Source organism: Pseudomonas sp. NPDC088885 (assembly GCF_044750025.1).
Taxonomy (GTDB): domain Bacteria; phylum Pseudomonadota; class Gammaproteobacteria; order Pseudomonadales; family Pseudomonadaceae; genus Aquipseudomonas; species Aquipseudomonas rustica.
This window is the reverse complement of sequence record NZ_JBIVJB010000070.1, coordinates 1-26,227: the sequence shown is the minus strand read 5'-3', so window position 1 is coordinate 26,227 and position 26,227 is coordinate 1. Positions and strand designations below refer to the sequence as shown.

Annotated in this window: 23 protein-coding genes; 18 read left to right on the top strand and 5 right to left on the bottom strand. The window is 60.5% G+C overall.

What is annotated here, in order from left to right:
* The 12 genes from ACIP1X_RS21615 to ACIP1X_RS21560 all read left to right on the top strand — a co-directional run.
* On the top strand, positions 1-262 hold a 262-nt coding region (locus tag ACIP1X_RS21615; protein WP_400754963.1), incomplete at its 5' end, for an ATP cone domain-containing protein.
* Positions 259-1,392, top strand: coding sequence for a bifunctional diaminohydroxyphosphoribosylaminopyrimidine deaminase/5-amino-6-(5-phosphoribosylamino)uracil reductase RibD (gene ribD, locus ACIP1X_RS21610; protein WP_400754960.1), 1,134 nt, complete (start codon positions 259-261; stop codon positions 1,390-1,392). The genes ACIP1X_RS21615 and ribD, both read left to right, overlap by 4 nt.
* Positions 1,393-1,439: 47 nt before the next feature.
* A complete protein-coding gene (locus tag ACIP1X_RS21605) occupies positions 1,440-2,105 on the top strand; it encodes a riboflavin synthase (protein ID WP_159815460.1) in 666 nt (221 codons plus the stop codon).
* A gap of 16 nt (positions 2,106-2,121) precedes the next feature.
* Positions 2,122-3,213 carry a bifunctional 3,4-dihydroxy-2-butanone-4-phosphate synthase/GTP cyclohydrolase II gene (gene ribBA, locus ACIP1X_RS21600; RefSeq protein ID WP_008081846.1) on the top strand — a complete coding sequence of 364 codons (1,092 nt, stop codon included), beginning with the start codon at positions 2,122-2,124 and terminating at the stop codon, positions 3,211-3,213.
* A 235-nt stretch (positions 3,214-3,448) separates the two neighbouring features.
* Positions 3,449-3,925 carry a 6,7-dimethyl-8-ribityllumazine synthase gene (gene ribE, locus ACIP1X_RS21595; RefSeq protein ID WP_003228649.1) on the top strand — a complete coding sequence of 159 codons (477 nt, stop codon included), beginning with the start codon at positions 3,449-3,451 and terminating at the stop codon, positions 3,923-3,925.
* A complete protein-coding gene (nusB, locus tag ACIP1X_RS21590) occupies positions 3,922-4,422 on the top strand; it encodes a transcription antitermination factor NusB (RefSeq protein WP_053124252.1) in 501 nt (166 codons plus the stop codon). The genes ribE and nusB overlap by 4 nt, the downstream gene beginning before the upstream one ends.
* A gap of 18 nt (positions 4,423-4,440) precedes the next feature.
* Positions 4,441-5,406, top strand: coding sequence for a thiamine-phosphate kinase (gene thiL / locus ACIP1X_RS21585; RefSeq protein WP_400754957.1), 966 nt, complete (start codon positions 4,441-4,443; stop codon positions 5,404-5,406).
* The gene (locus ACIP1X_RS21580) at positions 5,403-5,906 is read left to right on the top strand and encodes a phosphatidylglycerophosphatase A (protein ID WP_007910933.1); all 504 of its coding nucleotides are present in this window, start codon (positions 5,403-5,405) and stop codon (positions 5,904-5,906) included. The genes thiL and ACIP1X_RS21580 overlap by 4 nt, the downstream gene beginning before the upstream one ends.
* A 35-nt stretch (positions 5,907-5,941) precedes the next feature.
* Complete coding sequence (locus tag ACIP1X_RS21575) at positions 5,942-6,679, top strand: substrate-binding periplasmic protein (protein ID WP_400754955.1); 738 nt, start codon at positions 5,942-5,944, stop codon at positions 6,677-6,679.
* Positions 6,680-6,933: 254 nt separating this feature from the next.
* A complete protein-coding gene (gene ribA / locus ACIP1X_RS21570) occupies positions 6,934-7,551 on the top strand; it encodes a GTP cyclohydrolase II (RefSeq protein ID WP_053124247.1) in 618 nt (205 codons plus the stop codon).
* Entirely contained in the window at positions 7,548-7,967 is a 420-nt protein-coding gene (locus tag ACIP1X_RS21565; RefSeq protein ID WP_053124245.1) for a hypothetical protein, read from the top strand. The genes ribA and ACIP1X_RS21565 overlap by 4 nt, the downstream gene beginning before the upstream one ends.
* Positions 7,967-8,767, top strand: coding sequence for a cobalamin-binding protein (locus tag ACIP1X_RS21560; RefSeq protein ID WP_400754953.1), 801 nt, complete (start codon positions 7,967-7,969; stop codon positions 8,765-8,767). The genes ACIP1X_RS21565 and ACIP1X_RS21560 overlap by 1 nt, the downstream gene beginning before the upstream one ends.
* A 151-nt stretch (positions 8,768-8,918) precedes the next feature.
* Here the strand turns inward: ACIP1X_RS21560 and ACIP1X_RS21555 are convergent, their stop codons facing one another.
* The 5 genes from ACIP1X_RS21555 to ACIP1X_RS21535 all read right to left on the bottom strand — a co-directional run bounded on the left by ACIP1X_RS21555 (position 8,919) and on the right by ACIP1X_RS21535 (position 15,539).
* Entirely contained in the window at positions 8,919-10,802 is a 1,884-nt protein-coding gene (locus ACIP1X_RS21555) for a TonB-dependent receptor domain-containing protein (protein WP_400754950.1), read from the bottom strand.
* A gap of 139 nt (positions 10,803-10,941) precedes the next feature.
* Positions 10,942-12,840 carry a 1-deoxy-D-xylulose-5-phosphate synthase gene (dxs, locus tag ACIP1X_RS21550; protein WP_400754948.1) on the bottom strand — a complete coding sequence of 633 codons (1,899 nt, stop codon included), beginning with the start codon at positions 12,838-12,840 and terminating at the stop codon, positions 10,942-10,944.
* Between the two features lie 91 nt (positions 12,841-12,931).
* Positions 12,932-13,819 (bottom strand): (2E,6E)-farnesyl diphosphate synthase, encoded by an 888-nt coding sequence (gene ispA / locus ACIP1X_RS21545; protein WP_400649358.1) that lies wholly within the window; start codon positions 13,817-13,819, stop codon positions 12,932-12,934.
* Complete coding sequence (locus tag ACIP1X_RS21540; RefSeq protein ID WP_003228627.1) at positions 13,816-14,058, bottom strand: exodeoxyribonuclease VII small subunit; 243 nt, start codon at positions 14,056-14,058, stop codon at positions 13,816-13,818. The genes ispA and ACIP1X_RS21540 overlap by 4 nt, the downstream gene beginning before the upstream one ends.
* A 347-nt stretch (positions 14,059-14,405) precedes the next feature.
* Complete coding sequence (locus tag ACIP1X_RS21535; protein WP_400754945.1) at positions 14,406-15,539, bottom strand: Fic family protein; 1,134 nt, start codon at positions 15,537-15,539, stop codon at positions 14,406-14,408.
* A 277-nt stretch (positions 15,540-15,816) separates the two neighbouring features.
* On the opposite strand from ACIP1X_RS21535, the gene ACIP1X_RS21530 reads away from it, so the two are divergent.
* From ACIP1X_RS21530 to ACIP1X_RS21505, 6 genes are read left to right on the top strand one after another with little or no spacing between them, the layout of a single operon-like run.
* Positions 15,817-16,608 (top strand): YfaP family protein, encoded by a 792-nt coding sequence (locus tag ACIP1X_RS21530; protein ID WP_400754942.1) that lies wholly within the window; start codon positions 15,817-15,819, stop codon positions 16,606-16,608.
* A gap of 40 nt (positions 16,609-16,648) precedes the next feature.
* Positions 16,649-18,361: a DUF2138 domain-containing protein gene (locus ACIP1X_RS21525; protein WP_400754939.1), complete on the top strand. Its 1,713-nt coding sequence runs from the start codon at positions 16,649-16,651 to the stop codon at positions 18,359-18,361.
* 8 nt (positions 18,362-18,369) lie between these two features.
* Positions 18,370-18,996: a DUF1175 domain-containing protein gene (locus tag ACIP1X_RS21520; protein ID WP_400754965.1), complete on the top strand. Its 627-nt coding sequence runs from the start codon at positions 18,370-18,372 to the stop codon at positions 18,994-18,996.
* Positions 18,993-23,558, top strand: coding sequence for an alpha-2-macroglobulin family protein (locus ACIP1X_RS21515; RefSeq protein WP_400754937.1), 4,566 nt, complete (start codon positions 18,993-18,995; stop codon positions 23,556-23,558). The genes ACIP1X_RS21520 and ACIP1X_RS21515 overlap by 4 nt, the downstream gene beginning before the upstream one ends.
* 1 nt (position 23,559) lies before the next feature.
* Entirely contained in the window at positions 23,560-25,179 is a 1,620-nt protein-coding gene (locus ACIP1X_RS21510) for a DUF2300 domain-containing protein (RefSeq protein ID WP_400754934.1), read from the top strand.
* A gap of 3 nt (positions 25,180-25,182) precedes the next feature.
* The gene (locus ACIP1X_RS21505; RefSeq protein WP_400754931.1) at positions 25,183-25,995 is read left to right on the top strand and encodes a YfaP family protein; all 813 of its coding nucleotides are present in this window, start codon (positions 25,183-25,185) and stop codon (positions 25,993-25,995) included.
* The last annotated feature ends 232 nt before the right edge of the window (positions 25,996-26,227 follow it).

Genomic DNA, 26,227 nt, shown 5'->3' with positions numbered 1-26,227 from the left:
CGGCATGCAACGCGCCCTGGAGAAACGTCCGGTGAGCGTCGAGCGCCTCGAATCCTCTCTGGTTCACATCAAGCACAAGCTGCGCGCCACCGGCGAGCGCGAGGTCAAATCCCTCGTGGTCGGCGAACTGGTCATGGCCGAATTGCAGAAGCTTGATGAAGTCGCCTACATCCGCTTCGCTTCGGTGTACAAGCGCTTCCAGGATCTCAACGAATTCCGCGAAGAAATCGACCGCCTCGCCCGCGAACCGGTGAAAGAATGACCACCGTCGCCGAGCAGGCCATCCTCGACGCCCACTTTATGGCGCGTGCGCTGGAACTGGCGCGCAAAGGTCACTACACCACCCATCCCAATCCTCGGGTCGGCTGTGTGGTGGTGCGCGACGGGCAGATTGTCGGCGAAGGCTGGCATGAGCGCGCCGGCGAACCGCATGCCGAAGTCCACGCCCTGCGCGCCGCCGGTGAACTGGCCCGGGGCGCCACTGCTTATGTGACCTTGGAACCGTGCAGCCACCATGGCCGCACGCCGCCGTGTGCCGATGCGCTGGTGAATGCCGGGGTTGCTCGGGTCGTTGCGGCAATGCGTGACCCGAATCCGCAAGTTGCCGGACGTGGTTTGCAGCGTCTGGCCGATGCCGGCATCGCCACCGAAAGCGGTGTGCTCGAAGCCGAGGCGCGCAAGCTCAACCAGGGTTTCCTGAAACGCATGGAACACGGCTTGCCGTTCGTGCGGGTCAAGTTGGCCATGAGCCTCGACGGTCGCACGGCGATGGAGAACGGCGAGAGCCAATGGATCACCGGCCCGGCCGCGCGTTCGGCGGTGCAGCGTTTGCGCGCTCAGGCCGCCGTGGTGCTGACCGGCGCTGACACCGTGCTGGCCGATGGCGCGCGTTTAACGGTGCGCGCCGACGAGTTGGGGCTGGATGGCGAACAAACCGCGCTGGCCATGAGCCGTCCGCCGTTGCGCGTGCTGATCGACGGGCGCCTGCGCGTGCCGCTCGATGCACCGTTCTTCAGGGCCGGCCCGGCGTTGGTTGCCACTTGCATCGCGGTCGAAGAGCAATACGCCAATGGCCCGGAATGCCTGATCGTGCCGGGTGATGACGGTCAGGTCGATCTGCATCAACTGCTGATTGAACTGGCCAATCGCGGCGTCAACGAAGTGCTGGTCGAGGCCGGCCCACGTTTGGCCGGCGCCTTCGCTCAGCTCGGCCTGGTGGATGAATTCGTGATCTTCATCGCCGGCAAGTTTCTCGGCTCCACGGCGCGTCCATTGCTGGACTGGCCGCTGGCCCATATGAAGGATGCTCCCGAGCTGAAAATCAGTGAAATTCGTGCGGTGGGCGATGACTGGCGAGTCACTGCCATCCCTGTGCCATCGGCGAGCGTATAATTCCCGGCCATCGCGTTAGCGCTGGCTTAGTTCTCAAGGAGAACCCCATGTTTACCGGCATCATCGAATCCATCGGCAGTATCCGCGCACTGACCCCAAAGGGCGGTGATGTGCGGGTACACGTCGCAACCGGCAAGCTCGACCTGAGCGACGTCAAACTCGGCGACAGCATCGCAGTCAACGGCGTGTGCCTGACGGCGGTCGAGTTGCCGGGCGACGGCTTTGCCGCCGACGTCAGCCGTGAAACCCTCGACTGCACCGCCATGAATGACCTGAAAAGCGGCAGCCCGGTCAATCTGGAAAAAGCCCTGACCCCGACCACCCGTCTCGGCGGGCATCTGGTCAGCGGCCACGTCGACGGTGTCGGCGAAATCGTCTCGCGCTCCGACAATGCCCGCGCCGTGGAATTTCGCATCCGCGCGCCGAAAGAACTGGCCAAGTACATCGCCCACAAAGGCTCGATCACCGTCGACGGCACCAGCCTGACCGTGAACGAAGTCGATGGCGCCGAATTCATGCTGACGATCATTCCGCACACCCTGAGCGAAACCATCATGGCGTCGTACAAGCCGGGTCGCCGGGTGAATCTGGAAGTCGATTTGCTGGCGCGTTATCTGGAGCGTCTGCTGCTTGGCGACAAGGCCGCAGAATCGGCATCCGGTGGCACGATCACTGAAAGCTTTCTGGCCGCCAATGGCTATCTCAAATCCTGACTGAAGGGGGTGCCTTGTGGCGCTCAATAGCATCGAAGAACTGGTTGAAGACATCCGCCAAGGCAAGATGGTCATCCTCATGGATGACGAAGACCGCGAGAATGAAGGCGACCTGATCATGGCCGCCGAATGCTGCCAGGCCGAGCACATCAACTTCATGGCCAAGCACGCCCGTGGCCTGATCTGCATGCCGATGAGCCGCGAGCGCTGCGAACTGTTGAAGCTGCCGCTGATGGCACCGCGCAACGGTTCCGGTTTCGGCACCAAATTCACCGTTTCGATCGAAGCGGCCGAAGGCGTGACCACCGGCATCTCCGCCGCTGACCGTGCGCGCACCGTGCAAGCGGCGGCCGCCAAAGACGCCAAGGCTGAAGACATCGTCAGCCCGGGCCATATCTTCCCGCTGATGGCTCAGGCCGGCGGCACCCTCGCTCGCGCTGGCCACACCGAAGCCGCCTGCGACCTCGCGCGCATGGCCGGTTTCGAGCCGAGCGGCGTGATCTGCGAAGTGATGAACGACGACGGCACCATGTCCCGTCGCGCTGAATTGGAAGCTTTTGCTGCCGAACACAACATCAAGATCGGCACCATCGCCGACCTGATTCACTACCGGATGATCCACGAACGTACCGTTCAGCGGATTGCCGAGCAGCCACTCGACAGCGAACTGGGCCAATTCAACCTGGTGACCTATCGTGATTCGGTGGAAGGCGACGTGCACATGGCACTGACCCTGGGCACTGTTTGCGCCGAAGAACCAACGCTGGTTCGCGTGCACAACATGGATCCGCTGCGCGACCTGTTGATGGTCAAGCAACCGGGCCGCTGGAGCCTGCGCGCCGCGATGGCTGCGGTTGCCGAGGCCGGCAGCGGTGTTGTTCTGTTGCTCGGTCACCCGCTCGATGGCGACGTGTTGCTGGCGCATATCCGTGAAACCGGTGATCAGCCAGCACCGAAAAAACCGACCACCTACAGCATCGTCGGTGCCGGTTCGCAGATCCTGCGTGATCTCGGTGTGCGCAAAATGCGCTTGATGTCTGCGCCAATGAAATTTAATGCGATATCCGGTTTCGATCTGGAAGTTGTAGAATACGTGCCCTCCGAATAATGACCCGGAGAATCGTATTGCTGGTGTGTGCCCATTGTGGCGAGGGGATTTATCCCCGTTGGACTGCGTAGCAGTCCCAAAAACAGGGGCCGCTGAGCAGCCCAACGGGGATAAATCCCCTCGCCACAAGGGTGCAGTCGAGTAGCAATGCGGTTTTTTCCGGCCATGTATTCGTGGCTAATATCACTGAGGGATGCGTACGAGACGCGTCCCGGCTCTTTAAGAGATCTGACGAATGACCCTGAAGACCATCGAAGGTACCTTCATCGCCCCAAAAGGCCGCTACGCTTTGGTAGTAGGCCGTTTCAACAGCTTTGTTGTTGAAAGCCTGGTCAGCGGTGCAGTTGATGCCCTGGTTCGCCACGGCGTGAGCGAAAGCGACATCACCATCATCCGCGCGCCTGGCGCCTTCGAAATCCCGCTGGTTGCGCAGAAAGTCGCTCAGAAAGGCGAGTTCGCAGCCATCATCGCCCTCGGCGCGGTCATTCGTGGCGGTACTCCGCACTTCGAATACGTGGCTGGCGAATGCACCAAGGGTCTGGCCCAGGTGTCCATGGAGTTCGGCGTACCGGTCGCGTTCGGCGTCCTGACCGTTGATTCCATCGAGCAAGCCATCGAACGTTCCGGCACCAAGGCCGGTAACAAAGGTGCCGAAGCTGCCCTGTCCGCTCTGGAAATGGTCAGCCTGCTGGCACAGTTGGAGGCCAAGTGATTAGCGACGAAAGCGATCGTTTCAACCCGCGCGAGCCGCGTCCAACCGACGCCGGCAAGCCTTCGAAAAGTGAAAAGCGCCGCGCTGCCCGTCAGTTGGCGACGCAAGCGTTGTACCAGCGTCACATGGCCGGTGCTTCGCTGAACGAAATCGAAGCGCAGTTTCGCGTCGATAACGACTTCACCTTCGCCGACCAGAGCTACTTCCACGACATCCTGCACGGTGTTCCGGCCAGTCTGACCGAGATCGACACCGCGCTGGCGCCGTGCCTGGATCTGACCATCGAAGAGCTCGACCCGGTTGAACTGTGCGTCCTGCGCCTGTCGACCTGGGAACTGCTCAAGCGCGTCGACGTGCCGTACCGCGTTGTGATCAACGAAGGCATCGAACTGGCGAAAGTCTACGGTTCCACCGACGGTCACAAGTTCGTCAACGGTGTGCTCGACAAGCTGGCCCCGCGCCTGCGTGAAGCTGAAGTGAAGGCGTTCAAGCGCTGAAACGCGCTTGATACTTCAATGGGCGAGTTTGAGCTGATCCGCAATTTCTTCGCCGCCGCGCCTTGTGCGCAGGGCGGCGAAGGCGTTGCTCTCGGGATTGGCGATGACTGCGCCTTGCTCGCTGTTCCCTCCGGGGAACAGTTGGCAATTTCCACCGATACGCTGGTGGCCGGTGTGCATTTCGCCGACCCCTGCGATCCGTTTCTGCTCGGTCAGCGCTCGCTGGCCGTTGCGGTCAGTGATCTGGCCGCCATGGGCGCCACGCCCGTTGCCTTTACCCTTGCCGTGACTGTACCGACGGTGACCGCCGATTGGCTGCAAGCCTATGCCCGCGGTTTGAACCGCATGGCGCAGAGTTGCGGCGTTGCGCTGGTCGGCGGCGATACCACGCGCGGGCCGTTGAGCCTGACGGTGACTGTGTTTGGTCGCGTGCCTGCCGGTCAGGCGTTGACCCGCAGCGGCGCGCAACCGGGCGACTTGCTCTGTGTCGGCGGCGAGTTGGGCAATGCTGCCGGCGCGCTGCCGCTGGTGCTCGGTCAGCGTGATGCCGAACCTCATATCGCCCAACCGCTGCTCGATCACTACTGGTCGCCGCAACCGCAACTTGCCCTCGGTCAGGCTCTGCGTGGCAAAGCCACGTCGGCGCTGGATATCTCCGATGGCTTGCTCGCCGACTGCGGCCACATCGCATTGGCATCGCAGGTGCGACTTGAGATTGAACGCGAGCGCGTACCGTTGTCGGATGCTTTAGTGGCGTTTCTCGGTCAACGGGGTGCCGAGCGCGCGGCGTTGAGCGGTGGCGATGATTACGTGCTGGCGTTCACCCTGCCGTCCGTCGAGTTGTCGGCGCTGCTGGCCAATGGCTGGCCGATCCATGTGATCGGCCGCGTGGCCGAAGGGCGGGGCGTGGTGCTGCTGGATCGCGAAGGGCACGACATCACCCCGCAAACCCGGGGCTATCAACATTTTCAGGAGACACCGTGACAGATCACCCGAAACAGGTTCCGGCCGAATTCGTTCCGCCGTCGGTCTGGCGCAATCCCTGGCATTTCCTCGCGTTCGGCTTCGGTTCCGGCACGCTGCCGAAAGCGCCGGGCACGTGGGGCTCGTTAGTTGCGCTACCCTTTATCCCGTTGTGGCAGATGCTGCCCGACTGGGGTTACTGGCTGATGCTCGGGATCACCATGCTGTTCGGCTTCTGGCTGTGCGGCAAAGTCGCCGACGATCTGCGGGTACACGACCACGAAGGCATCGTCTGGGACGAAATGGTCGGGATGTGGATCACCCTGTGGCTGGTGCCGGAAGGCTGGTACTGGTTGCTCGCGGGTTTTCTGGTGTTCCGCTTCTTCGACATTCTCAAGCCGTGGCCGATTCGCTGGATCGACCGGCATGTTCATGGCGGCGTCGGCATCATGCTCGACGACGTGCTGGCCGGCGTGTTCGCCTGGCTGGCCATGCAGGGACTGGTGTGGATTTTCGCCTGATCCGCGCCGTACAGGGTTAAGTGAGGACACTAGGGATGGCTCGACGCTGGCTGGCGCTGCTGATGTTGACCTTGTTGAGCACTGTCGTCAGTGCTCAGGAAGCTGTGCATGCGCCGGCGGTGATTCATCTGGCCAGCGAAGACTGGGAAGACTACACCGCCGCCGACGGCCACGGACTCGCCTGGGATGTGCTGCGCAAGGTTTTTGAACCGGTCGGCGTTAAAGTCGAGATCCGCAGCGTGCCGTATACACGCTCGATCGGTTTGGTGCAGTTGAAGGAAGTCGACGCGCTGGTCGGTTCCTATCGTGATGAAGCCGGGCAAGTGCTGTATCCGCACTGGAATTTCGATTCCGATCACATCTACGCGCTGGGTCTGGCGAGCAACCCGCCGCCGACCTTGGCGACCCTCGGCAAATACCGACTGGCCTGGGTGCGCGGTTATCGCTACGAAAACTACCTGCCTAACGTCAAACGCTACAACCAGATCGAGCGCCGCACCGGCATCCTGCCGATGCTCAAACAGGGGCGGGCGGATTACTACATCGATGCGCTGACCGAGATTGAAGCGGTGATGCGCAGTGCGCCGGATCCGGCGCAGTATCGCTATTCGCACCTGGTCGAGCTGCCGTTGTACCTCGGCTTCGCCGACACGCCGCAAGCTCGTGCACTGATGGCGCTATTCGATCAGCGCATGGAGCAACTGGTGAAGAGCGGCGAGCTTAAGCCGATCTTCGAGAAGTGGAAACAACCCTACCCCTTCAACCCGAACTGAACACCGATCCGGATGCTTGTACAAAACCCCTGTGGGAGCGGGCTTGCTCGCGAAAGCGTTGGCTCAGCCAGCCAATCTGTCGACTGACACACCGCATTCGCGAGCAAGCCCGCTCCCACAGGGATCCAGGCAAGTCTGTAGTTATCAAACTTTTTGATCGTTATCCCCGATAATTCAGCCTAAGCGCCGGTAGGAACCTGCTGTTACAATGCCGGCCTGCGAATTTTCAGACTCTTTAGATCAGGAGCACACCGGTGCCTGTCGTCTTTGTCGCCGCTTCCAAGCTGCCAACGCCTTTTGCGCAATTCACCATGCACGGTTTTCTCGATGAAGCCACCGGCCGCGAGCACGTTGTGCTGAGCCTCGGTGAATTCACCGACGGTGCCCCGGTACTCGGCCGCTTGCACTCCGAATGCCTGACCGGCGATGCCTTGTTCAGCCAGCGTTGCGACTGCGGCTCGCAACTCGAAGGCGCACTCAAAGCCATCGCCCGCGAAGGCCGAGGTGTGTTGCTGTACCTGCGTCAGGAAGGTCGCGGCATTGGTCTGTTGAACAAGATCCGTGCTTACGAACTGCAAGACGGCGGCGCCGACACCGTTGAAGCCAACGAGCGTCTCGGCTTCGCCGCCGATCAGCGTGACTACGCGATGTGCCTGCCGATGTTGGAGCATCTGGGCGTGAAATCCCTGCGCCTGATGACCAACAACCCGCGCAAGGTCAAAGCCTTGACCGACATGGGCATCACCGTCGCCGAGCGCGTGCCACTGCACACCGGCCACAACCCGCACAACAAACTCTACCTGGCGACCAAGGCCAGCAAGCTCGACCACATGATGGGCAACGAGCATCAGGGCGAGGTAGACCGGGCGTGACCCGTGGTCAGGTGCGGCGCCGATTGTCCGTCGCCTGGTGGAAATACCTCGCGCTGGCGCTGGTGCCGCTGTTCGTGATCAACGCCCTGTTCGGCCAGAGCGACGGCATTCTGCCGGTGCTGGCGATGCCGCTGTTCATTGCCGGCGTGGCGTCGATGTTTGTCAGCCTGAAGTTTTTCGGCCGCTACAAACACGCACTGATCGCCACGCAAAAAGCCCTCGATACCCCTGAAGAACCCGGCGCGTGGATTGCCCTTGCGGCGAACCGTCGCTCGGCGTTTCTCGCGGCAGCCTTGCCAGCGTGGATCGGCGCACTGGCGGTATTCGTCGGTCTCGAAGCAGTACCGTTGATGCTGCTGGCGCTGTCCACCGCCGTGCTGTTTTATCTCTACCGCATCCCGCGTCAACTCGGCTGATGCGCCGTCTCTGGCTGGCGGTTCTGCTGCTGGCCGTCAGCGGTCCGGTGCTGGCAAACCTGCGGGTGGTCAGCCTCGCACCGTCGCTTTCTGAAATTGTCGTTGAGCTGGATTCGGCTGACCTGTTGGTCGGGGTGCTGGATGCCGGTGAGCGTCCTGCTGAAATCGCTAACGTTCCATCGGTGGGTCGTTATGGCCAGCTCGACATGGAACAGTTGCTCAGCCTTAAGCCTGATTTGTTGCTGCTCTGGCCCGGCAGCGTCGGCCCGGCACAACGTGATCAGTTGAAGCGCTTGGGCATTCCGACTTTCGTCGCCGAACCGCATTCTTTAGATCAACTCTCCACGCAGATTGAAGCCATTGCCACGCAATTGGGCCGACCTGAGCGCGGGGTGAAACTGGCAGCGGGTCTGCGGCAAAAACTCGCGGATCTACGCCAGCGCTATCACCGGGAAGTGCCGTTGCGGGTGTTTTATCAGGTGTGGGACAAGCCGCTGTACACCGTGGGTGGCGGGCAAATCATCAGTGATGCGCTGCAAGTGTGCGGGGCGCGCAATGTGTTCAGTGATCTGACCTTGCCTGCGCCGCAAGTCAGCATCGAGGCGGTGTTGCAACGTGATCCCGAAGTGATTCTGGCCAGCGACCAGTCCCAGCTCAACGCCTGGAAAAACTGGCCGCAGGTCGCCGCTGTAAAGCAGCAGCAACTACTGCTGGTCACCGACAAAGGCCTCGAACGCCCAAGCGGCCAGATGATCGACGCCACCGCCAAACTCTGCCAAATCATCGCGCCTAGCCAATAACTTGTGGCGAGGGGATTTATCCCCGTTGGGCTGCGAAGCTGCCCCAAAAACTGCCAATGCATTTTTTCAGTTTGATTGAGTCAGCGTTTATTGCGACTGCTGCGCAGCCGAACGGGGATAAATCCCCTCGCCACAGGGATGGTGGAAAATCTTAGAGTTGAGGTGTCCAGGTGACACCAAACATCCACATCCGACCTTCCTCGCGATAACCATACTGACCGCCGTCATAGCTGTAATTCGCTCGGCTGTAACCCTTGTCGAAAACGTTATCGACCTTCAGATCCAGTTTGATCTCACGGTTCAGCGCCCAACTGCTGCGCAGTCCAAACAATGCGTAGCCACCCAGCGATTGATTGTTGTCGCGATCGTCATAACTGCTGCTTACCGCCTGCCAGCTCGCACCGACACTGATCCGATCAAACTGCCGATCCAGATCCCAGCTCAACGTCCGCCGCGCACGACGCGCCAGGGTATGCCCGGAATCACGATCGCGCGGATCAATGATCGACACGCCCAGGTTGCTCTGCCAGTCGAACAATTCCTGTTTCAGCGCCGCTTCAAAACCGTTGATTCGCGCCGAAGCGACGTTTTCTGGACGTGAGTTGCTGCCGAAGATAATCGCGTCTTGCAGATCCGTGCGGTAAATCGACGCCTCCAGGCGGCTGCTGTCGCTCAACTGGCTGCGCCATTGCAGTTCGTAGCTCTTCGACGTTTCCGGTTTCAGGTTCGGGTTGCTGAAATCCGGGTAGTACAGGTCGTTAAAGGTCGGTGCGCGGAAGCCTTCGCTGTAGCTGAGCAGCAGATCGTTATCCGGATTCAGCGGCAGGGTGAACGTGCCGCTCCAAGTGTTCTGACTGCCAAATTGTTGATTGTCATCGTGGCGCAGGCCGAGTTCGGTGGAGAAGCTGTCGGCCTGATAACGATGCTGGATAAACGCCGCGCGGTTCCAGCGGCTGTCCTCGTCAAACGAGGTGCTGCTGTTGACGCGATCCTCGTACCAGTCGCCGCCGAGGATCAAGCTGTTGCGCGCGTTCAAGGTCAGGTCGTTCTGCCAGTTCACCGAATCGCGATAGGTGTTGAACACCGTGTGCTCGTCGCTGAGTTTATCCAGGGTCTTCTCGCGGTTCTCGGTATGGCCGAACTCGACGCGGGTTTTCCAGAGGTCGTTGACCCGTGCGTCGAAGTAGCTGCTGATACTGCTGACGTTGAAATCGCTGTAAGGCTGCTGCTGCACCGACTCGAAGGTGTTCATGTCGAAGCGGCCGAACGGGTTGTCGAACTCGCTCTTGCCACGGTTATCCAGCAGATTGGCGCCGATTTCGATGTCATCGGTCAGCGCATGGCTGAGGCTCAAACTAATGGACTTATTGCGGTAGGCATCGTGATCGGCATCGCTCGGATACGACTCGTGCGTGCGATCAATCCCGGCCGTTTCATCAAGGCTGGCGCCGAGGTTGAAACGGGTTTTGTCATCGCCGCCGGACAAGCCGAGGCTGCGTTCCCACGTCTGGTTGCTGCCGAAACCAACGTGCATGCGTGGCTGCAAACCCTGCTCAGTGCCGCGTCGGGTGAAAATCTGAATCACCCCGCCAATCGCATCACTGCCGTAAATCACCGAACGCGAGCCGCGCAGCACTTCCACACGCTCGATCTGCTCGATGTTCAGATGCTGCAGATTGCTGTCGCCCGAAGTCGAGTTGCCGATGCGCTGACCATCGACCAACACCAGGCTCTGCGCCGATTGCGTGCCGCGTATATAGATCCCCGGCAGACTGCCGCGTCCGCCAGTCTGCGCCACTTGCACACCCGGCACGCGACGCAGCAAGTCCGGCACGTCGCTCGGTTGCAGGCGGTCGATGTCTTCACGGGTGAACACGGTGTTGGCGGCGCTGCTGTCGTTGCGTGCTTCGACCTGGCGGTTGGCGGAGATCAACGTGTCCGGCAGCTTCAACGCCTGATCACGCTCGAAGTTATCGGCGAGGACATTGGCGGACGGCAGCAGGAAGAAGGGCAGGGCGAGGCGCGAGAGTTTCATGGCAATCCATCGGGAATTTCAGGTGTACACAAATCAAATGTGGGAGCGGGCTTGCTCGCGAAGGCGCTGTGTCAGTCAACTCATCATTGACTGATCCGACGCTTTCGCGAGCAAGCCCGCTCCCACAAGGGTATTGCGTTTATTTATCGAGCAGGGCCAGACGCTGACGAATCGACGCTTCGATCCCGGCCTCATCCAGCCCACACTCCGCCAGCATTTGCGCAGGCTTGGCGTGTTCGACGTAGATGTCCGGCAAGCCCAGATGCAGCATCGACTTGAGGATGTTCTCCCGCGCCAGGAACTCGCTGACCGCGCCACCGGCGCCGCCCATGATCGCGTTCTCTTCGATGGTCACCAGCAACTCGTGGCTGCTGGCAATCTCGCGCACCAGTTCTTCATCCAGTGGTTTGACGAAACGCATGTCGACCACGGTGGCATCCAGCTTCTCGGCGACTTTCAGCGCTTCGGTCAGTTGCACGCCGAACACCAATAGGGCGACTTTGTTGCCCTGACGGCGGACGATGCCCTTGCCGATTTCCACCGGTTCGAGATCTTTTTCGATGGTCGCATTCGGGCCGTTTCCGCGCGGATAACGCACCGCCGCCGGGCCGTTGTAGAGGTGGCCGGTGGTGAGCATTTTGCGCAGTTCGTTTTCATCGCTCGGGGTCATGATCACCATGCCCGGGATGCAACGCAGGTACGACAGATCGAAGCTGCCAGCGTGGGTCGGGCCGTCTTCGCCAACCAGACCGGCGCGGTCGATGGCGAACAGCACGTCGAGGTTCTGCACCGCAACGTCATGCACCAACTGGTCGTAACCACGCTGCAGGAACGTCGAGTAGATTGCCACAACCGGTTTCGCGCCTTCGCAGGCCATGCCGGCGGCGAACGTCACCGCGTGCTGTTCGGCAATCGCCACGTCGAAATAGCGCAGCGGGAAGCGTTCGCTGAACGCCACCAGATCCGAGCCTTCCTTCATCGCCGGGGTGATCCCGACCAAGCGTGGATCCGCCGCCGCCATGTCGCACAACCACTCGCCGAACACCGCCGAATACTTCGGCCCGCTGGCTTGCTTCGGCGCCGCGGCCGGAGCGTCCAGGGGTTCGAGTTTGGTGATGGCGTGGTAGCCGATCGGGTCGACTTCCGCCGGGGCGAAGCCTTTGCCTTTCTTGGTGACGATGTGCAGAAACTGCGGGCCTTTCAGATCACGCATGTTGCGCAGCGTGGCGATCAGCGTTGGCAGGTCGTGGCCGTCAATCGGACCGATGTAGTTCCAGCCCAGCTCTTCGAACAGGGTGCCGGGAACCAGCATGCCTTTGGCGTATTCTTCGGTACGACGGGCGATTTCCCAGGCGCCAGGCAGGCGCGACAGGACTTTCTTGCTGCCTTCACGCATGCTCGCGTAAGTGCGGCTGGACAGGATCTTCGCCAGATAATTGGACAGACCGCCAACGTTGCGCGAGATCGACATGTCGTTGTCGTTGAGGATCACCAGCATGTTGGCGTTCACTTCCGGCGCGTGGTTCAGCGCCTCGAAGGCCATGCCGGCAGTTAACGCGCCGTCGCCGATCACCGCGATCGCCTTGCGATCACTGTTTTGCAGGCGGGCGGCAATCGCCATGCCCAGCGCTGCGCTGATCGAGGTGCTGGAGTGGCCGACGCCAAAGGTGTCGTACTCGCTCTCGGCGCGGCGCGGGAACGCCGCGATGCCGTCCTTCTGACGCAGCGTGCCCATGCGCTCGCGACGACCGGTGAGGATCTTGTGCGGATAAGCCTGATGACCGACGTCCCACAGCAACCGGTCGTCCGGCGTGTCGAAGACGTAATGCAGCGCGATGGTCAGCTCGATCACGCCCAGGCCGGCGCCGAAATGCCCACCGGTCTGACCGACCGTGTAGAGCAATTCCAGGCGCAACTCATCGGCCAGGGTTTCCAGCTCGGCTTCGCCTAACCGGCGCAGGCCGTCCGGCGAATTCGCGCGGTCGAGCAGGGGCGTGGTCGGGCGCTTGCGGGGAATCTCATGAAACGTCGTGGGCATCAGGCGAATCGTTATAGGTATAAAAGATGCGGCAGTTTACCTGATGCATCGCCCCCTGCCCACGCGTTGGTATTTTTTGGCTGCTCGGCGCTCAGTTGCGCCGCTCAACGATATACCGGGCCAGCTCACGCAAAGGCTCAGCCGCCGCGTCAAACGGTCGCAGCGCATGCAGAGCCTGATCGCGCAGTTCCAGGGCGTAGGCCTTGGCGGCGTCGAGGCCGAGCAATGCCGGGTAGGTTGGTTTGTCACGAGCGATGTCAGCGCCCTGGCGTTTGCCGAGGGTTTCGGTATCGCTTTCGACGTCGAGGATGTCGTCCTGCACCTGAAACGCCAGGCCGATGGCCTGTGCATAAGTCTGCAGGGCACGCAGTTCGTCTTTCTCGGCACGGCCGCTGGCGAGGGCGCCGAGTCTGACGCTGACTTCGATCAGCGCGCCGGTCTTGTGCCGGTGCATCTGTTCGAGGGCTTTTTGATCGAGCTTGAGGCCGACCGAGCCGAGGTCGATGGCCTGGCCGCCAACCATGCCCGCCGGGCCTGCTGCCTGAGCCAGCGCGGTGACCATTTGCAGACGGATATCGCTGCTGCAATCGCTCAGGCGCGGATCGAGCAGGGCGCTGAAGGCCAGACTCTGCAAGCCATCACCGGCAAGAATCGCGCAAGCTTCATCGAATTTTTTGTGGGTGGTCGGCTGGCCGCGACGCAGATCGTCATCGTCCATCGCCGGCAAATCGTCGTGAACCAGCGAATACGCGTGGATCAACTCAACCGCGCAGGCCGCGCCGTTGGCTTGCTCAGCCTTGCCGCCCAACGCTTCGCAGGCAGCATAAGCCAGCAGCGGACGCACGCGTTTGCCGCCGTTCATCACGCTGTAGCGCATGGCTTCATAAAGACGTGCCAACTCCGGCAGCGGCGCATTGAACAGGGTCTCCAGAGCCGCATTGACGCGGTTCTGGCTGGTCGCCGTGTACGCTGCAATCATTCTGGCTGTTCCGCGTCGAAGGGTTCCTCGGCGAGTTCGCCATCGCGCTCCAGCAGCACTTGCACCTTCTGCTCGGCTTGCGCCAGCGCTGCCTGGCAATCACGGGTCAGACCGATGCCCTGCTCGAAAGCGGTCAGCGAGTCTTCCAGCGACAATTCACCGTTCTCCAGACGCTCGACCAATGTTTGCAGGTCGGCGAGGGACTGTTCGAAATCCAGTGCAGCTTTTTTGCGGGCCATGGCGGCGATTTCCGGTTGACGTTAAACCGGCGCGACACTAGCAGATAGGGGGGTTGTGGGCAAATGAGCAGGGCGATGCGCGCCAGAACAAATGATCCTTTGTGCAGGATAAAGATCTTCTCTGAATGAAAAGATCCCTTGTGCAAAACAAAGATCGGATCTGAATACAAAGATCCCTTGTGAGAACAAATATCCTTTGTGGCGAGGGGATTTATCCCCGTTCGGCTGCGCAGCAGTCGTAATCAATGCTGACTCGGTAGACCTGAAAATAGGTGCTCGTAGCTTTTGGGGCTGCTGCTCAGCCCAACGGGGATAAATCCCCTCGCCACAGGTGGGCATTGTCAGTGTTAATCCGGATAGCGGATTTGATAGCGCGTGCTCCGGCCACCTCCCGGCAAGCGCTGCAAGCATTCTTTCTCCAGCAACTCCGCAAGATGCCGGGTCGCCGTGGCCTTCGACACTTTCGCCACCGTCTGATACTGCCCGGCACTGATACCGAGCTCAAAACCCCGCTCACCGCCGTCGAGCAAACGATTGAGTACTTTGATCTGCTCCACCGACAGTCCGGACTCGCGATGCGCCTGCCAGAACCGCGTCTTGCCCAGCACACTTTCAATCCGCGTGATGGCTTGTTGCAGACTGCGCAGCAACGTTTGCAGAAACCACATCAACCAATCAGTGATATCCAGCGAAGCTTTCTGGCTCGACTCCAGCACTCTGTAATACCCGGAGCGGTCATCCAGAATGCTCGCCGACATAGCGTAGAAACGAATGGCTTGCGCCTCGCCTTGAGCCAGCGCCAGATCAGTGATCGTGCGGGTCAGACGACCGTTGCCATCGTCGAACGGATGCAAGGTGACAAACCAGAAATGCGCGATGCCCGCCCGCAACATCGGATCCAGCGCTGTTTGATGCTGGCTGGCCTCAAACCACTGCAGAAATTGTTCAAGTTGATCTTCAAGTCCCTCGCGCGGTGGGGCTTCGAAATGTACCGTCGGACGATCAATTCTTCCTGACACCACCTGCATCGGCTCATCCCCGCGTAGCGCGCCGACCCGCAATGATCTTGAAGTGAGCTCGGTGCCCTGGTCAGGAAACAACCATCTGTGCCATTCCAGCAAACGCTCTGAGCTAAGTGGTTCTGCGAATCGCCGGGTGGCATCCAACATCAATTGCGCCAGACCTTCACTGCGTTGACTGACGTTATCGCCGTCGATCAACGCCACGCCCAAACGTCTGGCCAGCGATGAACGTACCGAGCCGACATTCAGCTGCACCCCCTCAATCGCCGAGGAGGTCACGATGTTTTGCAGCAAGGCATCCAGCTCAGCCTGCGCCCCCAAGGCGTTACTCACCGAACCGGCCATGCCCATTAACTGACCTTGTGCCTGCACACACTCGCGCAACAACGGCGTCAGGCGCTCTGCCTGCCAGTTGAAGTCGGGCCGGTCGGGCTGCTGCCAGATCCACTGAGTTGCCATTTGTGACTTGTCCTCAAATGCGTGAGCCGAATAGAAAGGCTATTCGGCTCATTTGGTGAGCCGAATATGATCCCTAATCGGCTCACCGTCCACCGTTTGGCCAGTTTCCTACAGCCATCGCACCTGTATCCGATTGTTAAAAAACCACCAACTGGCTAATCTTCGCGCCTTCTACGACCCGACAGTCATGGGTCTTTCAGACGAAACGCAGTTTCACCGCTGTGAAGTACCGAGGATCGGGTGCAAGGTTTCGTTCAGGCATGGCAGGAGGCATCACATGCGTTCACTTCTTTTGCTGTTGATCGGCCTGGCCTGCGCGCCAGTGCTGTGGGCCGCGCCGACTGCCGAACTGTCTGAACCGGTCGGTGGCTGGCGCTATCACGGCTTGCTCGATCGTACGGAAAATCCGCAAGTCGCCTACCCGACGCCGCCGATTGATCGCGGCATCCAGCGCAATCGCACGATGATCCAGGGTCAGCTCAAAGCCATCGGGCATCAGCGCCCGCCGCACAGCCTTGCGGTAAATGGCAATCCACTGAATCTGTACACCGACGACCAGGGGCGTTTCGCCCGGCCGTATGCGTTCGGCGCGGGCTCCAACAGCGTCGAGGTGATCAGCGCCGAAGGCCAGTCGCTAAAGCGCGTGCAATTTTATGAAGCAAACAATTTGCGCACGCCGGCGCGAATTCGCCTTGTCTTGGGATGGGACGATCCGAAAGCCGAACTCGATCTGCACATTGTCACGCCCGACGGTCAGCATGCGTTCTGGGCGCAGCCGGCGCTGAGCAATGGCGGCGGGCTCGACCCGGATGGCGTCGATGGCCCCGGCCCGGAAATGTTCACCATGACCGCGCCGCTGCATGGCACCTATCTGGTTTACGTCAACTATTGGGGCAACTTCGGTGACGGCGGCTATAACTTCGAGGAGGCCAGCAATCAGAACGAGGTGATCACCTCGCAAATCACGCTGGTGCTCAACGAAAACACCGTCGACGAAAAACGCGAAACGTTCATCGTGCCCCTGCGGGCGATCGGTGATCTGCTGCTGGTAAAGACTTTCAACTATTAATAAGCATCCCGCTGCACGGATGAAATCGGGCTTTGAAAAGATGAGCGAAAACACTGTGACTTCGGCTGTCGACACGCCAGCGGCGAAACCTTCGCGGCGCTGGCCATTGCTGCTGGCCGGGTTGTGCCTGGTGGCTGGCGTGGCGGGTGGTTTTGGCTGGCTGCTGCTCAAGCCCAAAGCGCCGCCGGCGGAATTGGCCAGTGACAAGCTCGGTCTGAGCCGTCCGGACGCGCTGCTCGAAACACATTCCCTGAGCCAGTTGCCCAAAGACTTGCTGACCGTGCCGTTCCTCAAAGCCACGCTCACCGAAGATTTCGTCTTCTATTACGAAACCCACGCCGATCGTCTCGGCCTGATCGGTAGTCTGCGCCGGATCATTTACGAGCATGATCTGAAGTTGCAGGACAGCCTGATCGAAGCGCTTTTCGATCAACCGGCCGACGTGGCGCTGTGGCGCGGGGCGGATGGTCGCCTCAAGGATTTCCTGTTGGTGATGGATCGCGGCGGTCTGGCCAAATTGCTCGAGCCGCTGGCGAAGGTCGCACTGGATGACACGCAACTCAGCCAGATTGCCGAAATCAAGGTCGGTGGCGACACCGTGCCGCTCTATCAGTTGACTTACAACGCGAGCAAAGCCCTGCTGTTCGCTTCTCACGGCGACAAACTGGTGGCGCTGTCCAACCCGGCCAAGTACTACGACCCGGAAAGCGGCGCCTCCGAAGAGTCGGGTCACGTTTCACCGCAGGCATTCGCGGCGCTGCTCAACGGTGAAAAACTGTTCCCCGAAGCCTTCGGTCTGCCAGCGAAAACCCCGGAAACCAAACAGCGTCTGTCGGTCAATTCCAGCGTCCTTGCCATGGGTTATCAGCGTTTCATCCCGAACTTCGCCGGGCTGCGTTTCGACATGGACGACAAGGGCTGGCACAGTTACCTCGCGATGGATGAACTGGAAAACCAGCCGGACTTCGATTTCAAACCGGTCTGGCAGGCGATGCCGCTCGGTGCCAGTGCCTGCGTGACCTTGCCGGTCGCGGCCGGACCGCAAAAACCGCTGCTGGTAAAACTCGGTGCCGAAGAAGCCGTGGCGCAAACCATCACCGAACACGTCGCGGGTGCAGCAGGCCTGTGCTGGTATGCCGATTCGCGTTTGTACACGCCGCTGTTGGTCGCCAGTCTGAAAGATGAAGACAGTGGCAAACTCGACGGCGACCTCGGCAAATTGTTCGGCTCGATGGTCGGCGCGTTTGAGTCCAATGTTGAAGAAAACGTGTTTCCGGTGGTCGAGAAACACGAAGGCCAGAACCACGTCTGGCAGCGTCAGGTCAGCTCCAACTTCGGCCCTTACGCAGCCAAAGATGCCGAGAACCCGGAGGCTATTTCCGGCAAGGCTTTCATGAAAGTCAGTCTCGCGCGCCACGGTTCGACGCTGCTGTTCTCCCTCGATGACAAACTCGTCGACAAGGCCCTCGGCACCCTCGACAAACGCTTCCCGCCGATGGCCGACGTACTGCCCAAAGATGTGCTGATGCCGATCTACTTCGGCCCGGATTCGATGGCGCAACTGATGCAGCAGGAAACCCTCGACAGCCTGCCGCAGGACATGGAACCGGTGTTTTACAACGCCGCGCAAACCTACCTGATCCCAAAACTGCGCACCCTCGGCGGTTACGGCAAATACGCTCTGACCTTGCCCGAAGGCAGCGAGCCTGACGGCCACTGGCAATGGCTGCCGCTGGAGTGGAAAGCACTGTGACGGCACTGATGCGCAGTTTCGGCTTGCTCGCACTGTTACTCAGTGCGGGAGCCCGAGCCGTTGAAGCGCCGTCGCTTGATCCGGCACAGTCCCAAGTGTTTCGCGCCTGGTTCGTGCGCATCGCCCAGGAGCAACTGAGCCAAGGCCCGAGCCCGCGCTGGTATCAACAGGATTGCGCCGGGCTGGTGCGTTTCGCCGCCAACGAAGCGCTGAAAGTCCACGACGATAAATGGCTGCGCAGCAATGGCCTGTCCAATCGTTATCTGCCGCCGGAGCTGTCGCTGACCGATGACCAGCGCAAGCTCGCCCAGCAATGGCAGCAGGGTGGCGGCAAGGTCGGGCCTTACGTCAACGCGATCAAACTGATTCAGTTCAACAGCCATCTGGTCAGCCGCGACGTGTCGCAGGCGCGGCCGGGTGATTTGATGTTTTTCGATCAGGGCGACGACCAGCACCTGATGATCTGGATGGGCCGCTACATCGCCTATCACACCGGCACCACCACCCCGACTGACAACGGCATGCGTTCGGCAAGCCTGCAGCAACTCATGACATGGAAGGACACCCGATGGATACCCGACGCAGCCAACCCCAACTTCATCGGCGTCTATCGACTGAACTTTCTCTCCCAATGACCGGTGCCCGCATGTTGCGTTTCCTGCCCCTACTGTTGGTATTAGCCCTGCCTTTTTCGCCGGTGAATGCCGAAGATACCGTCGAGCCGAGCGGCTATACGCCGGTGTCCGGTGAGAGCTTTTTCCTGCTTGCCGACAGCAGTTTCGCCAGTGATGAACAGGCAATGGTTCGCCTCGAAGCGCCGGGCCGCGATTACCGTCGATTCCGCATGGAACCGTACGGCGGCGCCGATATTCGTGTGTATCGCATCGACAAGCCGTTGGACTTCCTCAAGCGCCAAAAGAACCTGCACCGCGTGGTCAGCGACGGTCAGTTCAAGGGTGAAGGCCTGTCCAACACCCTCGCGTACCTGTGGGACAACTGGTACCGCAAATCCCGTCGGGTGATGCAGCGCGCGTTCTCTTATGAGTCGCGCAAACAGGTCACTGAGGAAGTGCCGGAACTGAAGATGGGCAACGCCATCGCCGCGCCGACGCCGTACGACGCGCAGCCGCAATTTGCGTTGATTCCGGGTCTGCCGGTGGTCAGCCAGTTTCGCTATCCGTTGTGGCAGGCCAAGCCGATTCAGCCACCGGAAGGTGTGGATCTGGCGGGGTCTTCCAGTGATTTCGTCAGCGTCGCACCGGGCAACGTTTACATCCCGTTGGGCAATCTGAAGCCGGGTCTGTATCTGGTCGAAGCGCTGATCGGCAAGTACCGCGCGACCACCATGGTGTTCGTCTCCAACACCGTTGCGGTGAGCAAGATTGCCGGTGATGAATTGCTGGTCTGGGCCGCGCGCAAACACGAAGGCAGCTCGATGCCGAAGGTCAATGTGCTGTGGACTGACGGCCTCGGTGTGATGAGCAGCGGTGCGACCGATGCCGATGGTTTGCTGCGTCTGAAACACGTCAGCCCTGAGCGCTCGTTCGTCATCGGCGAGGACGAAGAGGGCGGGGTGTTCGTCTCCGAAAACTTCTATTACGACAGCGAAATCTACGACACCAAACTGTATGCCTTCACCGACCGGCCGCTGTATCGCCCGGGTGATTGGGTGTCGCTGAAGATCGTTGGTCGAGAGTTCAAAAATGCGCGGGATTCGGTATTGCCGGGGGCGGCGGATGTCAGCGTTGCGGTGCTGGATGCGACGGGCACCGAGTTGCAGCACCTCGATTTGAAACTCGATTCGAAGGCCGGCACTCAGGGCCGCTTCCAGTTGCCGGACAACGCGGTGGCGGGCGGTTACGAGATTCGTTTCAACTACAAGGATCAGGCCTACAGCAGCGCTTTCCGTGTAGCCGAGTACATCAAGCCGCACTTCGAGATTTCGCTGAATCTGGCCAAACAGGATTACCGCACCGGCGAACCGGTGAAGGGCAGTCTGGTGCTGCTGTACCCGGACGGCAAACCGGTGGCCAACGCCAAACTGACCTTGAGTCTGCGCGCCCAACAACTGTCGATGGTCGACAACGAGCTGCAATACCTCGGGCAATTCCCGGTGGAACTGACCAGCACCGAACTGACCACCGACAGCAAGGGCAACGCGACCCTCGACCTGCCGGCCGCCGACAAACCGAGCCGCTACATGCTCACCGTGTTTGCCAGCGATGGCGCGGCGTATCGGGTCAAGACCACCAAGGAAATCCTGATTGACCGTGGCGCCGCAAGCTTCCGCTTGAGCGCGCCGCAACGCTTTAGCGCGGTCGGCGACAAGGTTGCGTTCAGCTACGCCAACGAGGGCGGCAGCGAGCAGAGCAAAGCGGTGACGCCGAGCACTTACGGCTGGGTGCGCCTGGAAGACCAGAGCACGGGCGAAGGCAAACTCGCGGCGACGGACAAGGGCTTCAGTCTGGCCTTCGATCGTCCCGGCACTTACAACCTGACGTTGAAAGACCAGCACGGTCGCGTGCTCGGTGCCACCGGGCATTCGGTTACTGGCGACGGCGTGAAAGCAGTGCCAGGCACCGTGGAAATCGTCCTCGACAAACCTGAGTACAAGGCTGGCGATGAAGCGCTGGCGCTGATTACTTTTCCGGAGCCGGTCAGCGATGCCTTGCTGTCGCTGGAACGCGACAAAGTCGAAGCCACTGCGCTGCTGGCCAAGGGCGGCGACTGGCTGAAACTGGAAAAACTCAGCGATACCCAATACCGCGCGCGCATCCCGGTGAAAGACAACTTCGCGCCGAACCTGACCTTCTCCGTGCTCTACACCAAGGGTGGTCAGTACAGTTTCCAGAACGCCGGGATCAAAGTCATCGCGCCGCAAATCGACGTGGCGATCAGCACTGACAAACAGGTCTATCTGCCGGGCGACACCGTCACGGTTGACCTGACCACGCAGTTCGCCGGCAAAGCGGTACCGGCGCATCTGACCGTCAGCGTCGTCGACGAAATGGTTTACGCGCTGCAACCGGAAGTCGCGCCGACCATCGACCAGTTCTTCTATCACCCGCGCCGCAACAACGTGCGCACCAGCGCCAGCCTGTCGTTCATCAGTTATGACGTCGCGCTGCCGGGCAGTCCGGGTGCGCCGGGCAAAGCCAACCGCAGTGAGCGCGGGGTGAAAGTGCTGGAGCGTCCGCGCCGTGAAGACGTTGACACCGCCGCATGGCAACCGGAGTTGTTGACCGGTGCCGATGGCAAAACCCGCTTCACCTTCAAGATGCCAGACTCGCTGACTCGCTGGCGCATCACCGCCCGAGCGATCGCCGACGACGGTCAGGTCGGGCAGAAGAAGCAGTTCGTGCGCTCGGAAAAACCGCTGTACCTGAAGTGGAGCGGCCCGAGCAAATTCCGCAAAGGTGATCAGCCACAGCTTGGTGTGTTCGCGTTCAGTCAGGCCGAGAAACCGGTGAAGGCTGAATTGGTCACTCACTACGCTGGCACCGAACAGCGTCTGCCGGTGACTTTGAACAACGGCATCAATTACCTGCCACTGCCAGGGTTCGCATTGGCTTCCGGCGAATGGACTGCGGAACTGGTGCAGGACGGTAAAACTGCTGATGCCTTGGCTGTACGCCTCAGCGCGACGGGTGATGGCTGGCAAGTGACGCAGACGCAAAGTCTCGACGTCACCAGCGGCGATACTCCGTTAAGCCTGCCAGCGGATGCCACCGATATTCGCTTGCGTCTGGACGACAGTCCGCAAGCGCTGTTCCGCTCGGCGCTTGATGATTTGCTCAGCTATCCGTACGGCGGCGTCGAACAAACGGCCAGCCGCTTGCTGCCGTTGAGCATCGCTTATCCATCGCTGGCGTCGAACCCGCAGATCCGCGATCGCTTGCGCCTGATCATGCAAAACAGCCGTCTGCGTCTGGTGCAAATGGCCGGGCCATCGGCGAGCTTCACCTGGTGGGGCTACGACGGTGAGCCGGATGCGTTCCTCACCGCTTACGCTTATTACGCCGACTTCAACGCCAGCCAAGTGCTGGAACTGACCTTGCCGCCGGAGCACTGGCAGCGAGTGTTGGAGGTTTACGCCAAACAAGCGCCGAACACACCGTTGCTGCAGCGCGCGTTGATTCTGTCGTTCGCCAAGCAGATGCATCTGCCGGTGAATACGTTGCTGACAGGATTGATGGAGGATCTGGCCAAGGCTGGTGAAGGCAATGCCGAAACCATGCTCGACGATGGTCAAGACAGTCTGGTGATGAGCGATCCGGATTCGGCGCTCGGTCTGGCGGCGGCGCGGGTGTTGACCGCCGCGTTGGCTGCGCAGTCGAAAGTGACCTTGCCGGAAGCCTTCAATCGTCAGGTGGGCGCTGCGCAACAGCGTCTGTCGGTCAGTTCGCAGCCATTTGCCGAAGCGCTGAATCTGTCGCTGCAACCGTTTGATCAGGTGCGCGCGCAGGCTTTGTTGCAACGTCTGTTGCCGCAGCAATCGACTTTGGAGCGAGCGCTGGCGTTGGCCTGGCTGCAGCGCAGCATCGCTCAAGCCTCGCCGACCATCGCGCTGACGCCGGGTGAAGGCTGGAAGAAAAACTACGGTGCAACCGGTGAGATGTACTGGACATGGCAGGGCGCGACGCCGGTGCCAAGCGTGTTGACGGTTTCCGGTACTCAAGAGCGTCCATTGCGCGCGGCGCTGAGCTTCCAGACTCAGCAACCGGCGGTCGATCCGATGGCCGTGACTATCACCCGTCGTCTGTCGCGACTGGTGCCGGGCGACGAAGCCTTCACCTTCAAACTGGAGCCGGTCGGCAACAAGCCGTTGTCCAGCGACAGCCTATATCTGGACGAAGTGATCCTCACCAGCAAAGCGCCGAAGCCGCTGCGTTACGGCATGCTCGAAGTGCCGTTGCCGCCGGGTGCCGATGTCGAGCGCACAACGTGGGGCATCAAGTTGCAGGCTAAGGAAGGCACTGAGCCGACTGCGCTGGAGAAGGCGCGATTCGAACCGGGACAACTGGCTTACGCGGTGCCGGTGGATGCGCTGAGCGGCGAGTTGCGTCTGCGTCATCTGGTGCGCTTCTCGCAGAAAGGCCAGTTCAACCTGCCGCCGGTGCGCTTCACCCAGATTTACGCGCCGCAGCATCAGGCCCAGGAAGCGAAAGCCGCGCTCGGTCAGGTCACGGTCAACTGACATGATCCGGTCGCTGCTGTGGCTGATGTTGTGTGTGATGCCTGCGCTGGCGACGGCGCAGGATGAGCCGCTGCGTCTGGCTTATAAAGGCGAGTTGTTGTCGCTGAATCACACGCAGGTGATTGCTCGCGAACCGTTGCCACCGACGCTGGACACGCCTCTGGGCAGTCTGTGGAAGTTGTTCGTCTACGCGTGGCTGGTGGATACCGGTGCGCGGGAACCGGCATATGAATGTCGTGGGCAGTCGAAGGAAGAGGTTTATTGCTGCACGGTTGGCGGCAAGATCGAACGTGATCAGGCGTTGGTGAAATCTTGCGGGTTGTATTTCGAGCCTTCGCGGTTGGGGATAGCGGCTGGGGATTGGCGTGCTTATTGGCAGGCGCGGCAGGCGCCGTCGTGGTTGCTGGATTTGCCATCGGTGCAGCCGGCGCAACGTGTTTCCGTTGCCGAGTTACTTAAAGTGTTGGCGACTTTGCCGGCGCAGGATCAGGCGCGGCGGGTACTGCTCGATGTGCTGCTTAATGCAGCGGACGGCAATGTCGTCGGTGAACTGGGCGGACGTCTACGGGTGAAAACCTGGAGTTGGCTCGGCGATCGGGATCCCCAGTCACGGCAGGGTGGATTTGCGGGGTGGACGGCTGACGGCTCGCCGATCTGGGCGGGCGGGCGCGGCACCAGTCAGATGGTCTTGCGTCATTACGCGCAAGCGCTGTCGACGGTGTTGCCAATTACATGGCCGGCGGAAGCGGGGCGCTGTGTAGAAGTCGGCCTGTTTTCGAAATATCCGGTTTCGAGGGTTTTGGCGGGCGAACGTATCGCGGCATCGGGTTCATTAAAGGGCGACTACCGTGTCGAGTTCGCCAACAGCAACGCGTTGGATATCCACAGCGACGGCGAACTGTTTCTGCTCAACGACAAACTCGTCGCCCGCGTGGATCGCGAAGAATACGTCGCCCGAGTCCTCGAGCGCGAAGCCAAAGCCGAACCCGCTGAAGCTGCCAAAGCACTTGCCGTCGCCATTCGCACCTATCTATTGCAGAACGCGACGCGCAATGGCGATTGCCTGAGCATTGATGACAGCAGCAATCGGCAGCGAGTTGCGCCGCGTCCGGCCTCTGTCGAATCGCGCAACATTGCCGCGTGGACAGCCGATCTGGTGTTGGCCGGCAGCACCGTCACTTATCACTCGGATCAGCCCGGCCCGGACAAACTCTCTTGGCAGCAGGCTGTCGAGCAGGCGAATGCGGGGCAACGATATGACGCGATTTTGCTGCACGCCTATCCGCGCGCCAGCCTCAGCCGTTGGGATAACCCGATTGCTTCTTGCCAAGCATTGCCCGCCGCACAGGACTGGCTGCAAAAACAGCGTCGTGGCTGGCGGCCAAAACTGGACAGCGAAACCGGCTACAACGAAGTCAGCACATTTGCCGTGTGCAAACTCGCGTTCGGACGACCTTACGTCGACCGCGAACGCCAGCGCATTTATGTGCGCGGCGTGCTGACCTTGCAGGATCGCCTCGATCTGACTCACGAATATCTGCACCTGGCCTTTGAAGCACACCCCAATGGCCAGGATGAAACCTACATCGAAGGGCTCGCCCGTCACCTTTTGCTGGAATAGACCATGACACTCCGTTATCCACAGGTCTTGCTGCTGCTCTGTGCCTTTAATGTGCTGCCCGTGGCCATGGCTGCAGACAGCGTCAAACTCGACACGCCGGTCGGTGGCTGGCGCAGCGGCGCGCCCGAAGGCGAGGGCGAAAGTTTTCGTCAGACCGTCAACTACCCGGCCTCGTCAGTGAACACGCCGGTTGGCCAGGCCAAGACCGCGCGCATCAGTGGCGAGATCAAAGCCACGCCGAAGAGCACCGAGCCCGGCCGATTGATCGTCAACGGTGTGAGCATGCCGTTGAAGATCGACGAATCCGGACGCTTTGACCGACCGTTCTCCTTCCCCAATGGCAGCAACAGTGTCGAAGTGCGCAGTCCCGACGGACAACAACGCCATCGCACGCAGTTTCTCAACACCAGCGGCGGCGCGACCCCGGCCAAGCTTCGCGTTTTATTGGCATGGGACAGCGACGGTACCGACCTCGACCTGCATCTGGTGACGCCCGATGGCGCGCACATCTGGTACGGCAATCGCGTCGCGCCAAACGGTGCAGCGCTGGATGTCGACGTCACCACTGGTTACGGCCCGGAAATCTTCGCCATGCCGGCACCGATCAAGGGTCAGTATCTGGTTTACGTGAATTATTACGGCGGTGGCTATCGTGGAGATGAAGAGGGAGGGGATGACGCGGTGCAGCCGTTAACCACGGCGCAGGTAACGGTGATTACCGAAGAGGGAACACCGAGCGAGAAGATGGAGACGTTCCTTATCCCGATGCGCGCGGTGGGGGAGTTGACGCTGGTTAAGTCGTTTAGCTATCCGTGAGGCTCAGGTACAGCGATCGCAGCTTATATATAGAAGAGCAGGGCTACGAAGGCCGACCCCTTGGGGTCGGCCTTCGTGTTTGCGGACTTTTTTGACCAATGTGACAGAAATATGAAAATAGACGTTGACGGCAGATCCCAGACGTCTATAATTCGCCCCACTTCCGGCGCAGTCGAAACGGAAAACTCCTTGAGATTCAATGAGTTATGTAGGTTTCGACAGCAAGTGCTTC